At 72.9% G+C, this 12683-nt stretch carries 8 protein-coding genes; 5 read left to right on the plus strand and 3 right to left on the minus strand.

The window, feature by feature from the left end; genetic code table 11:
* Positions 1-124: 124 nt before the first annotated feature.
* A complete protein-coding gene (locus Q0599_RS05690; RefSeq protein WP_298826901.1) occupies positions 125-1054 on the plus strand; it encodes a LysR substrate-binding domain-containing protein in 930 nt (309 codons plus the stop codon).
* A gap of 52 nt (positions 1055-1106) precedes the next feature.
* On the opposite strand, the gene Q0599_RS05695 is transcribed toward Q0599_RS05690, so the two are convergent.
* Complete coding sequence (locus Q0599_RS05695; RefSeq protein ID WP_298826904.1) at positions 1107-1787, minus strand: dienelactone hydrolase family protein; 681 nt, start codon at positions 1785-1787, stop codon at positions 1107-1109.
* A gap of 56 nt (positions 1788-1843) precedes the next feature.
* Between Q0599_RS05695 and Q0599_RS05700 the strand changes: the two genes are divergently transcribed.
* The gene (locus tag Q0599_RS05700; protein WP_298826907.1) at positions 1844-2482 is read left to right on the plus strand and encodes a nucleoside/nucleotide kinase family protein; all 639 of its coding nucleotides are present in this window, start codon (positions 1844-1846) and stop codon (positions 2480-2482) included.
* Positions 2483-2640: 158 nt separating this feature from the next.
* Positions 2641-6273, plus strand: coding sequence for a Dyp-type peroxidase (locus Q0599_RS05705; RefSeq protein ID WP_298826910.1), 3633 nt, complete (start codon positions 2641-2643; stop codon positions 6271-6273).
* Here Q0599_RS05705 and Q0599_RS05710 read toward each other — a convergent pair.
* Together Q0599_RS05710 and Q0599_RS05715 are read right to left on the minus strand one after the other, a co-directional pair.
* Positions 6248-9331, minus strand: coding sequence for an adenylate/guanylate cyclase domain-containing protein (locus Q0599_RS05710; RefSeq protein ID WP_298826912.1), 3084 nt, complete (start codon positions 9329-9331; stop codon positions 6248-6250). The genes Q0599_RS05705 and Q0599_RS05710 overlap by 26 nt on opposite strands.
* A gap of 106 nt (positions 9332-9437) precedes the next feature.
* Positions 9438-10028, minus strand: coding sequence for a lysophospholipid acyltransferase family protein (locus tag Q0599_RS05715; RefSeq protein WP_298826916.1), 591 nt, complete (start codon positions 10026-10028; stop codon positions 9438-9440).
* Between the two features lie 84 nt (positions 10029-10112).
* Here Q0599_RS05715 and Q0599_RS05720 point away from each other — a divergent pair, with 84 nt between their 5' ends.
* Both Q0599_RS05720 and Q0599_RS05725 read left to right on the plus strand, forming a co-directional pair.
* Positions 10113-11468, plus strand: a complete 1356-nt coding sequence (locus Q0599_RS05720; RefSeq protein WP_298826919.1) for a phosphatidylserine/phosphatidylglycerophosphate/cardiolipin synthase family protein — start codon at positions 10113-10115, stop codon at positions 11466-11468.
* Entirely contained in the window at positions 11446-12657 is a 1212-nt protein-coding gene (locus Q0599_RS05725; protein WP_298826922.1) for an MFS transporter, read from the plus strand. Before Q0599_RS05720 ends, Q0599_RS05725 begins: the two co-directional genes overlap by 23 nt.
* The last annotated feature ends 26 nt before the right edge of the window (positions 12658-12683 follow it).

The raw sequence follows: 12683 nt of genomic DNA on the forward strand, positions 1-12683 counted from the left end.
GCGGGTCTCCGTGGCTATGGGCAGGCGTTGGGGCGACTGTAGGAATTGGACGGGCCCCGCGCTCGCGGCTAGAGTGAATCCATTGTTTACCTGCATCTAACAATCGATCCCGAAGGCAGCCTCCATGACCAGTGGCATTCAGCCGGCCGACCTGGGCTTCTTCTCCGTGCTGGCCAGCGCCGGCAGCCTGAGCGCCGCGGCGCGCGAGCTCGGCGTCACCACGCCTGCGGTCAGCAAGCACCTGGCATTGATGGAGTCGAGAGTGGGCCTGTCGCTGGTGAACCGCACCACGCGGCGCATGAGCCTGCCGCCCGAGGGTGAGCTGTATCTGGAGCACGCACGCCGCATCCTCGGCGAGATCGACGACATGGAGCAGTTGCTCGGCGTGTCGAAGGCGACGCCGAAGGGCCTGTTGCGGGTCAACGCGACGCTGGGCTTCGGACGCAGCCATGTCGCGCCGCTGATCTCGCGCTTCGTGCGCAAGCACCCGCAGGTGGAGGTGCAGCTGCAGCTGTCGGTGAACCCGCCGCCGCTGACCGACGACTCCTTTGACGTGTGCATCCGCTTCGGCGCACCGCCGGACGCCCGGGTCATCGCCAGGTACATCGCGCCGAATCGCCGCCTGCTGTGCGCGGCGCCGGCCTATCTCGCCAAGCACGGCATGCCGAAGGTGCCGAACGACCTGACCAAGCACAACTGCATCGGCATTCGTCAGGGTGAAGAGGCCTACGGGGTCTGGCGATTGACCAGCGGTCGCGGCAGGAGCGCGACGACCGAGGCCGTCAAGACCCGTGGGAACCTGGCCACGAACGATGGCGAAATCGCCGTCAACTGGGCTCTCGACGGCCACGGCATCCTGATGCGCGCCGAATGGGACATCGAGCGCTACTTGAAGAACGGGCGGCTGGTGCAGGTACTGCCGCAGTTCCACACGCCCGACGCCGACATCCATGCGGTCTATCCGCAGCGACACCAGCTCGCTGCCCGCGTGCGCGCCTTCGTCGACTTCGTCGCGTTGTCGCTCGGACAGCCCGCGAAGGCGCGAGCGCCGTAGGGCCCGGATGGCGGCGATGGCAAGCGCGCGGCGGCGCACGGCGCCGAAGCGCTCAGCCGTCGGCCAGCACGTGCAGCAGCCAGCGGTTGAGATCGGCGATCTCCTCGCCGCACACCGCATGCTCCATCGGGTATTCGTGCCACTCCACGGCCTGGCCGAGCGCACCCAGCGCATCGCGCGACGCACGGCCGCGCTCGACGGCCACCACCGGGTCCTGCGTGCCGTGGGCGAGAAAGACCGGCACCTCGCGGTTGGCGTCGCTGCGTTCGGCAGCGGTCGTCGCCGCCAGCGGCAGGTAGCCCGACATGCCGGCCAGCCCGGCGAGCCGCTCGGGGTATCGCAGCCCCGTCATCAGCGTCATCGCGCAGCCCTGCGAGAAGCCGGCGAGCACGATGCGGTGCGCCGGGATGCCGCGCTCGCGCTCGCGCTCGATCAACGCAGCGATCGCCGCCTGCGAGGCGCGCAGGCCGGCTTCGTCCTCGCGGCGCTGCAGGTCGGCGCCGAGGATGTCGTACCAGGCGCGCATGCGGTAGCCGCCATTGATCGTCACCGGACGCACTGGCGCATGCGGGAAGACGAAGCGCACCGCACCGACGGCGTCCAGGTCAAGCTCCTCGCACACCGGCACGAAGTCGCCGCCGTCGGCGCCGAGGCCGTGCAGCACGATGATCGCGGCGTTCGGATGCTCGCCGGTTTGGCCTTCCAGGGTCTCGAGGAGCGATGCTGCGTTCATGGTCACGGCGCCGTGCGATGGATCGACCATTGTGAGGCCCTACAGTGCGGGCCGTGATGTCCCGCATTCCTGCCGAATTCATCGACCGCGTCGACGCCTTGCTGTCGGCCGGCGGCCGCCGCCTGCTCGGCCTGGTGGGGCCGCCGGGCGCGGGCAAGTCCACGCTCGCGCAGACTCTGCTCGAGGCCTTCCCCGCGACGGTGCAGGTGGTGCCGATGGACGGCTTCCACCTGGCCAACGCCGAGCTCGACCGCCTCGGCCGGCGCGGCCGCAAGGGCGCGCCCGACACCTTCGACGCCGCCGGCTATGTCGCGCTGCTGCGCCGCCTGCGCGCGCAACGCGGCGACGAGACGGTCTACGCGCCCGAGTTCCGCCGCGAGATCGAGGAACCGATCGCCGGCGCCATCGCCGTGCGGCCGAGCACGCGGCTGGTCATCACCGAGGGCAACTACCTGCTGCTGGACGAGGGGCCGTGGGCGGAGGTCGCCGCGCTGCTCGACGACAGCTGGTACGTGCACATCGAGCCGGCCCTGCGCCACGGGCGCCTGGTCGCACGGCACATGCAGTTCGGCCGCAGCGCCGAGGCCGCCACCGACTGGGTGGGGCGCATCGATGAAGCGAACGCACGGCGCATCGAGGCAACGCGGCCGCGCGCCCGGGCCGTGTTCCGCTGGGGCACGGGCGCCGCAGCGTGAGCGCGGACCCCGGCACGCGCCGCCGGGGGTGTCCGCCGTGCAACCGGCCGCTCCCCACATTTCCGGATGCCCGCGCCCGGGCAGGCGGCTAAGGTGGCCCTCCTGGCCGGCTGACGCACGCTCGCGGAGCGTCGCAGCGGCAAGGGGAGGACAAGCACATGCGTTCGATGGTCAAGGGCCAGTCGCTGGCCGGTGCCACCAACCTCGCCCTGATGGCGCCCGTGCACGAGCACATGGTGCCGGGCGAGGAGACCATCACCTACCTGGAGCGCCTGCGACGGCTGCTGGATGCCCTGCATGCCTCGCGCCGCAACCTGCGCGAGGCCGAGCTGGATGCCCCCGTGTTCCCGGACAGCATCGGTCGCTTCGACATCATCCAGCAGTTCCGCTATGCGATCTGGACCGCCCCGGCGGACGGCTCGGGCCAGCGCACCAGCTACCTCACGCTGAACGTCAGCTTCGATGGGGGCTGGGAACCCTACATGCGCGTGATCCAGCGTGACATCGGCGAGCTGCTGGACGCGCTGTTGTGCCATTGCCCGGGCTATCCCGGCTCGCGCCAAGCGACCTTCGACGCCTATTGCCGCTGGGTGCGCGATCACGAGATGGACGCTGGCATCTTCTACACCGACAGTCCGGCCACGGCGGCGGACGCGCGCTATCTGTCCGGACTGGAGCGCATCCAGCGCGAAGAACGCGACCCGGTGGCGGCGCAGTCGAAGGCGGCCGGCTTCGCACTGCCTTCGCTGGCCCGACAGCAGCAGGAGGCGATCGCGCAGGTCAAGGCCGACCCCGGCCGCGCCCTGGCGCTGCCGCTGCGCACGCTGAAGGGTCTGTACCGGCTGGTGCCCTTCTTCGGCCGGCAGGGGCTCACCCTCGAGCGCGAGGACCTGGTGCTCAGGCGCTTCGCCCAACTGGTGCTGAAGGAGTTCCGCGCCTTGGTCAGGACGCTGCTGTCCGGCGATCACCATCCCCACCTACCGCCGCCGGAGGCGAAAGCGCTGGCGGACCGGCTGCGCCCGTTCCTGATGGCGTTCGAGGACGAACTGCAGTGGCTGTGCGAGGCGGAGCCTGCCGAGGCGCCGGCGGTGCCGGGCGTGGACCGTTCACCGTACCCCTATGACCCGACACGACTGCAGGACAGCATCCTGCAGCGCACCGACCCGGTCACGCATGGCTGCCTGGTGCTGCTGGGCGTGACGGGAGCGGCCGATGCGCGCGCGGCCCTGGCCGCCTGGCTGAAGCGCTGCGGTCCGCCCGCCGATGCGGCCGCGGTGCGCTGGCACATCGGCTTCACCCACGCCGGACTGCGGGTGCTGGGCGCGTCGGCGACGACGCTGGACCACCTGCCCGCCGAGTTCGCACAGGGCATGGAGGCCCGTTGCGGCATCCTCGGCGACCTGCGCGCCAACCACCCCAGCCGCTGGCGCCGCCCCCTGCGCCTGGGCGCGCCACCCGAATGGGACGACCGCATCGACCTGAGCGCGGTGCATGCCGTGCTGGTGCTGCGCAAGGTGGATCCGCGCGATGCGTCGTCCGACCTGCACCCCGACCTCGCGGCCGAGGTGGCCGGCGTCACCGGCGCGGACAACGGCTGGCGGGTGCTCGCGGTGGAGCCCACGCGCAGCTGGCGCCGCTCGGACGGGGGTGCCTCGACGGGGCACTTCGGCTTCGCCGACGGCATCAGCCAGCCCAGCTTCGCCGAGCCGCCGGCTGCGCCGCGCCCGCCCGACCAGTTGCGCGCGGGCGAACTGCTGCTGGGCCATGCCAACGACCGCGGCGACGAGCCCTGGTCCATCCACCGCGACGACCCGCTGCTGCGCGACGGCAGCTTCCTCGTCGTGCGCAAGCTGCGCCAGCGTGTCGACCGGCTGGAAGCGGCGAAACTGTCCGACGAGGCCCGCGCCAAGATGATGGGCCGCTGGCAAGACGGACGGCCGCTGCTGCACCCGACCCTGCCCGCGGACCCGGCTTCCAACGACTTCTCCTATGGCATGGATGCGCAGGGTCGCCACTGCCCATTGCAGTCGCATGTGCGGCGCACCAACCCGCGCGATGGCCGCAGCCACATGCCGCGCATCCTGCGCCGAGGCATGTCCTATGGTCCCGCGATGGACCAGGCCGACCTGCAGACCGATCGCGGCCTGATGTTCATGGCCTACTGCGCCAGCATCGCGGAGCAGTTCGAAGTGCTGCAGCACTGGGTGGCCGGCGGCAACAGCTCGGGGCTGTCATCGCCGCAGTCGGATCCGTTTCTGGGCGTGCCGCAGGCGGGCGAGCGACGCGTCTTCCGCTACGTCGATTCGAAGGGCGAGATGCAGCACGTCGAGCTGGGCGATCAGCCGCTGGTCGAGCTGCAGTGGGGGCTGTACCTGTTCGTCCCGAGCCTCGACGGCCTGCGCGCCCTGGCCGCCGCGCCGGAGCCGGCAACGACTTCGCGCACACCGGGCCCCGTGCCTTCCTGGGACCCCTCGGGCAACCTGGAGAGCTGGCGGATGAGGCTGGAGTCGCCCGAGCCGTCACCGGCCACGTGGGCCGAAGTCCGCCGGCAGTCCGGCGGCTGCGCGCATGCCGACGGCTACGGCGAACTGTTCGGCAGCCTGGACGCCGTGCTGCAGGTGCTGCGCGACGACGGCTCGCGGTATTCGGTGGCGGGCTACGCCACGCGCATGGGCCAGACCATCGGCGTGAACCTGCTCGGCCTGGACGCCAACGACCCGCAGCGCCAGGCGCAGGCCGATGCGGTGAACGGTGTCATCGACGGCGTCGACGAGCAGCAGGCCTTCGAAGCTGCGTGGCCGATGGTTCAGGCGACCATCGCAGGCTTCGCGCTGCTCGACCGGCCCCCCGGCCTGCCGCCCGGCGACCCGCGGGTGCGGCGGCCGGTGGACCTCGTCACCTTGGGCGAGCGGGTGCTGGCGGGGCTGTGCAAGCTGTGGTTCGGGCTGCCGGACGGCACCCGGATGGTCGTCGGCGGCCGCCGCCCGGAGGCTCCCGAGATCGGTGCCACGCCGCGTTGCCCGGGCGACCTGTTCAGCTCCTCGCGCACCATCTTCGCGCCTCATCCGCCCCGGGCCGTGGTGAACCGGGCCAGGGTCGAGGGCAGGAACGTGCAGACCGCGGTGGCCGGCTACCTGCGGTCGGCAGCGCCACGTCCGTCACTGGCCGTCGCCATCGAGGAGGCGTTGATCGGGACGCTGGGCGGGGACCACCCCCACCTGCAGGACGTCTTCGAGCGCAATCTGGCCGGCATGCTGCTCGGCTTCCCGCCCACGGTGCAGGGCAACTTCCTGCAGGTCATGAAGTACTGGATCGAAGAAGGCACGCTGTGGCAGCACCAGCAAGCGATTGCCGAGGCGTTCAAGCACATCGCGCTGGACGACGTCGACGCCGGCGCGGTGTTCCGGGCGGTCGAGCCGGTGCTGCGCAGGCGCCTCATGGCCACCATGCGCCGCCGTCCCGTGCCCGAAACGCTGTGGCGCAGCCCGGTCGTGACTGGCGGTGACGTGGACACGCTGGACCCGGACAAGCGCGTGATCGTGGGCGTGCGCTCCGCGCTGGCAGAGGTGGAAGCCGACGCCGTGCTCGACCCCGACGACTTTAACGAACTCATGTTCGGCGGCAGCCGCAGCGCGCGCTCGCCCCTGCACGGCGTGCATGCCTGCCCCGGCTACAAGCTGGGCGTGGGCGTGCTGCTGGCATTGCTGGCGGGGCTGCTGTCGGCCGGGACGCTACAGCCCACCGGCTCGCCGGTACAGCTGATGCTCACGCCGCGGCCGCGTCGCCCGTGAGCGCGGCCGGCAGCGGCCGGGGGCACAGAAGCACCGCCGGAGACAGCTGGCGGCCACCGTCGGCGAGCAGGCGCGCCTGCGCCAGGTGCCAGGGCATCGCCATGCGCTCGAAAGCCTGGCCGGCGCGCGCAGCCAGCGCCTGCGCCGCCGCGACGCGCCCCTGCGCCGCCTCGATGCGCGCTTCGCACAACTGCGTGGCAGCCCGCTCATGGTCCGACTCGCGCCGCCGCGCCGTGTCGTAGGCGCGCGCCAGGTGGCGGGCCGCCCGGGTCGCCTTGCCGCACGCGGCGGCATCCAGCGCCAGCGCGCGCTGGCTCATCGCCAGGCCGAGACGATCGCTGTGGCGCGCCCGCCGCAGGGCCAGCGCAGCATGCCGGCGCGCCGTCTCGCGCTGGCCCAGCGCCAGCAGTCCCTCGGTCAGCCAGCCGTGGTTGAGCGAGCGAAAGATGCCGGTCTCGCGCGGCGCCAGCCACGCAGTGGCCTCCTGGATGGCCAGCATCGACTGTGGCTGCCCGTGCAGCATCCAGTGCGCGTAGTGCTCGATGGCGCAGGCGATGGAGTACTGCGCCAGGCTGCGCGTGGCGCGTGCGATGCGCGCCGACTCCGCGGCTGCCGGGATGGCCTGCTCCCACGCGCCCTGCCACAGCAGCACGGCCGCGCGCCAGCCGTGGATGGTCGCGCCGATCTCGTGTTCCTCGCCCATCACGCAGGTGAGCGCCTCGGCGAAGCTCTCCTCGGCGTCGGCAAACCGGCCACGGTCGCCCAGCACGCAGGCTCGGCAGACCAGCGAGAAGGCCAGGCCGACGTTGGTGCGGCGCCCGCTGCGGTGACGCCGCTTCACCGCGATGGCCTCGTCGAGCAGCGCCAAGGCCTGCGCATACTGGCCGGCGGCCGTGTGGGCCTCGCCCAGCGTGGCCACCACCTGCACCGCCAGTGGGTCGTCGGTGGCCTGGCGCGCCAGCTGCAGGGCTTGCTCGCCGTGCCGCACAGCCTCGAGCGCATCGCCCAGGCCGTAGTGGATGTAGCTCAGCCAGTAGCGGGCGCGGGCGCGCACGGCCAGGTCGGACTGGCGCTCGGCCAGGGCCAGCGCCCGCTGCACCAGGGCCAGGTCGGCTCGCGTCGGGTCGTACAGCGACACCAGGCCCAGCCGCTGCACGATGGCGATCCAGCGCAGCGAGCGCTCTTCGTCCAGCCCGAGCCGATCCAGCGCGGCCAGTGCCACGCGGTAGTGGGCCCGCGCGCGGTCCAGCGCGGACGCGCCCAGGGCGCGGTCGCCGGCCCGTTCGGCGTAGCGCGCGGCCAGCGTCGGCTCGCCGCCGGCATCGAAGTGGTAGGCGAGGGCCTCCAGCACATCGGTCTCGGGCTGGTCGGCGCAGCGCTGCAGCAGCGCCGAGGCCACGCGCAGGTGCAGCCACTGTCGCTGGTGCAGGCCGACGCGCTCGTACACCACATCGCGCGTGAGGCCGTGCTTGAAACGCAGCGTGCCGCTGCGCTCGGCCGGATAGAGGAAGTCCTGTTCGGCCAGTGCGCGCACGTCGGGGTCGTCGGCGCCGCGGCCGTACAAATGCTGCAGCAGCCATGCCGGCACCACGTTGCCGATCACGGCCGCGGCGCGCAACAGCTCGGCCTGCACCGCAGGCAGCGCGCGCAGGCGCGACTCCACCAGGTGTGCCAGCCAGCCCGCCGCACCCTGCAGGCGGTTCAGTCCGGCCAGGCCGGCCTGGTCCGACCCCTGGCTGAGCAGCACGTCGCGCCGGCTGGCGCGCTGCACCGAGTGGCACAGCTCGCCGAGGAACAGCGGGTTGCCGCCGGCGTGCCGGCACACCTCGCCGAGCACGAAGGGGTCCACGGCGGGCAGCCGCCCCCGCGCCAGCTGCATCGCCTCGTCCTCGGACAGCGGCGCCAGCACCAGTGTGGTGTCGGCCAGCTCCAGTCCCCGGGGATGATCGACCGCGCGAGTCGTGAGCAGCACCATCAGCGGCATCTCGACCTGCCGGCGCAGCGCCTGCAGGACCTGGTGCGAGGCGTCGTCGGCCCACTGCCAATCGTCGATGAACAGCAGCACCGGGCCCTGCAGCAGCCAGGGCGACAGCGCGGCGCGCACCGCGGCGAGCACGGCGCCGGCCCTGTCGGGCACGGCCTGCCCCAGCTCGCGCAGCACCTGCGCAAAGGGCTGCATCGGCTCGGCGCCGAGGTGGTCGTCGCAGTAGGCGTGCAGCACGCGCCAGCCGCGCTGGGCCGCCTGCTGCGCGAGCACCTGGGCGAGCGCCGTCTTGCCCATGCCCGGCGGCCCTGCCAGCGCAGCCACCCGTGCATGGCCGGCACGTGCCCGCAGCAGGTCCTCCTGCAGCCGCACGAGCTCGCCGGTGCGGCCCACCCAGCCCGCCTCGCCCTGCGCATCGCGCGGCCCAGCGCTCGCGGCGGCGCTGTCCGTCCGGCCGGGATGGCGCGCAGCCAGCACCTGCAGCACGCGCACCGGCTCGTCGTGGCCCCTGACGCGCAGCTCGCGCTCGCCGTTGCATGAGAAGTGGCGCGCCCAGCGCCCCAGCGTGGCGACACTGACCAGCACTTCGTCGGCACGCGCCGCTTCGGCCAGACGCGCGGCGATGTTGGGCACGGGGCCCATCAGCTCGAAGCGGCCGCGTTCGATGTCGCCCTGACCGACGAGCACAAGCCCGCCGTGGATGCCGGAGTGCAGCGTGAGCGCATGCCCCGGCGGCAGCCGGACGCGCAGCGAGCGCACCCGCGCGTGCAGCGCCAGCGCCGCCCCCACGGCGCGTCGCGCATCGTCCTCGCGGGTGTCGGGATAGCCGAACATGGCCAGCAGGCCGTCACCCTGCACGCGCACCACCAGGCCGCCGTGCCGCACGATCTCGTCGTTGTAGGCGGCGCGCAGTTCGGCCAGCAGGGCGGCGTAATGCTCACCTTCCATCGCGCCGGCCAGCTCGGTGGAGCGCGACAGGTCCGCGAACAGCAGGGTCACCACGTGCCGATGGGGCACCGCACCGACGCCAGCGTCGTCGGGCGCAGGGGGACCGTTGCTGGCGTATGCGGTCACGGATGCGGCGGTCGCGTGGCGGCGCGACAGGTTGCTGATGGAGTGTAATGAGCCGGTGCGCCGGCCGCAGCCGCTCAATGCATCCGGCATGGCAGGCGGATTGGCTTCAGCCAGCGTCGAACTGGCCCGCGTTCAGGCCGCGCATCGGCGCGTAGAAGGCACGGATGCGCACCAGGTCGGCATCGAGGTCGTCGCCCGGCTCGATGAGCGGCCCGAGGCCGAGGCGGCGCTGGCCGTAGTCGAGGTAGGCGAGCTGGATCGGCAGACCGGCACCGCGCGCGATATGGTGGAAGCCGGTCTTCCACTGTGAACGTCGGCTGCGCGTGCCTTCCGGGGACAGCACCAGCTGCAACGGCCCCGGCGCGGCCTTCAGCGCCGTGATCGAGGAGGCCACGAGCTGGTTCGCGCGGTCCCGCTGCACCGGGATGCCCCCCAGCCAGCGCATCAGCGTTCCGAACGGCGGCCGGAAGAGCGAGGCCTTGCCGAGCCAGCGGATGTTCATGCCCAGCGCGAAGGCACCCATGAGCGTGAACGGCAGGTCCCAGTTGCTGGTGTGCGGAGCGGCGATGACGACGCAGCGCGGCGCGTGCGGCGCCGGCGCGCCTTCGACGCGCCAACCGGCGAGCCTCAGCCCGAGCCTTGACACGGTGCGCAGCAGCGGCACGAGCAGCGGAGTGTCGAAGATCGTGACCGGCATGGAGGCAAGCATAAGCGCTGCGCATGGCCTTCGGCCCGTACACTGCACCGGCCACTTCCCGAGCCCCCGAACATGCCCCCTGAGGTGCCCGCCCCCCCCATCGCCGAGGCAGCGCACGGCCCGGCCGCCGCGGCGCCGCCCGGCGGACCGGTCTATCGCGGCCTGGCGCGCGGGCTGGCGGCTCTGCAACGCCGCGGCTGGCCCGCAGCGCTGGCGCGCATCGACGCCGGCGAACTGCGCGGCTACGCGCTGGCCTTCGACTACATGCTGAAGGCCACGGCCTGGAAGCACCGGCGCGGTGAGCCCTCGTGGCCGGCGATCCAGGCACGCTGGGCCCGCGCCGTCGGCGACACCGCGCTGCGCGACCGTCTCGCCGGCACGCTGCACGCCGACGACCGCTTCGAACTCATCGCCGACGGTCCGGCCGGCTTCGAGCGCCGCGCCGCGCTGTACGCCGGCGCCAGCCGCAGCATCGACGTCGCCACCTACTACATCCAGCCCGACGAGACGGGCCTGGCGACGATCCGGGCCTGGGCCGACTGCGTCGCGCGCGGCGTGCGCGTGCGACTGCTGGTCGACCGCTACGCCATGGCGAAAAAGTCCATCGAGGTCGCCGGCATGGAGGCGCTGCATGCCGCACTGGCACAGGCCGGCGTGCAGCTGCGTGAATGGCACGACCCCGAGCGACCGCACGACAGCACGCACCGCAAGGCGATCGTCGTCGACGGCCGCACGGCGCTGGTTGGCGGACGCAACTTCGCCGACCACTACCGCGGCACCGCCTGGCGCGACCTCGACCTCGTTCTCGAAGGCCCGTCGGTGGCGCCGCTGGCGACCAGCTTCGAGGCCTGGTGGTCAGGCCTGCATCGGCCGCTGCCGCCGGCGCGGCCCTGGGTCGACCACGTGCCGGCCGACATCCTGACCGACCCGGTGATGGGCTTCGTGCTCGCCGCGGTGGGCGCGGCGCGTGAGTCGGTGGATCTCGAGCTGGCCTACTTCGTCGCGCACGACACGCTGTGCACCGCACTGGCCGATGCCGCGCGCCGCGGCGTGCGCGTGCGCCTTCTCACCAACTCGGCGGCTTCGAACGACCTGCCCTATGCGGTGTGGACGGCCTACGAAGGCGCGCGCCGGCTGCTCGAGGCCGGCTGCGAGGTGCACCTGCGTCCCGGTGCCGGCCGCACCCTGCACTGCAAGTACGTGCTCGTCGACCGACGCTGGATCAGCTTCGGCAGCCACAACCTGGACTACTACTCGCCGCGCTTCGTCTGCGAAAACAACCTCGTCGTCGACGCACCGGCGCTGGCCGAACGCCTGTCCGACTTCTTCGACACCGGCGTCGCCTCGGCCGAGCCACTGACGCTGGCGGCGGCGCGGCAATGGCTGGCCGGGCATCGCGCGCGCCGGCTCTACGACCTTGTCTTCCGCGACTTCCAGTAGCGGCGGCGGCAGCCGCCGCGCGCTCGCGCTCGTCGCTGCCGCCGTGCTGGCCGGCTTCGACGCCGGCGCGATCGGCTTCGTGCTGCCGGCGATGCGCGGCGCCACCGGGGCCGACGCGCAGACGGCCTCATGGCTGCTGTCGGTGTTCGTCGCCGCCACGCTGGTGGCGGTGCCGGCCTGCGCCTTCGCGGTGCGGCGCTTCGGCGCGCCACGCCTGCTGCAAGCCTGCCTGGCACTGGCGGCGCTGGCCGCCGCGCTGGCGGCGCTGGCGCCCGCCACCGGTGCCGTGCTCGCCGCGCGCGCGCTGCAGGGGCTGGCGCACGGACCGCTGCTGCCGCTGGGTGCGGCCATCGTCGTGGTGCACTGGCCCGTGCAGGTGCAGGGCCGGCTGATGGGGGTGATCTCGCTCGGCTACGGCCTGGCCTTCCTGGTGGCGATGGTCGGCACGCCCTGGCTGCTGCAGTTCGGCTGGCGCAGCGGCTTCGCGCTGTCGGCGGGGCTGGCCCTTCTGGCGCTGACGCTGACGCCGGCCGGACAGGCCAGGGGCGCCGGATCGCCGGTGGTGGCCGCGACGCCGACACGCACCTGGCGCGCGCTGTGGGTGCGACCGATGCCTGCGGTCGCGCTGCTGGCGGTGGGCACCGGCATCGGGCAGGCGGTGCTGTTGTGGCTGCCCAGCCTGGCTGTGGCGCGACTGGGCGCGGCCATGACCGAGACCTCGCTGCTGATGCTGCCGCTGGTGGCCGGCGGGCTGATTGCCACCGGACTGGTGATCGCGCTGCTCGACCGCGTCGGCGCACGGCCCCTGGTGCTCGGCGGCGCCGCGCTCAGCGTCGCGGGCGTGCTGCTGGCTGCGGGGGCGCCACCGTCTCCCGCTGCCTTCATGGCCGGCGCCGCCGCGCTCGGGCTCGGTGTCACCGGCCTGTGCGGTGGCCCGCTGCGCTATGCCGCGGCGCGCGCGTTGCCGCTCGGTGAACAAGGGCTGGCGCAGGGCGCGGTGGCCTGGCTGACCAACCTCGGCGTGCTCGGCGGAAGCGTGCTGCTGGGCGCGCTGGCCGCACGCGGTCAAGCCGGCACGGCGGTTGCCGCCACGGTGCAGGCGCTGCTGACCGCCTGCGCTCTGATGGCCGTCGCGTTCCTGGCGGCGCTCACCTTGCCAAGACACCGCACGGCTTCGGCGGCGACCTGAGAGCGGCTAAGCTCGTCGCTTTTGCA

It is taken from the genome of uncultured Piscinibacter sp. (assembly GCF_937952055.1).
In the GTDB taxonomy this organism is placed as follows: domain Bacteria; phylum Pseudomonadota; class Gammaproteobacteria; order Burkholderiales; family Burkholderiaceae_C; genus Piscinibacter.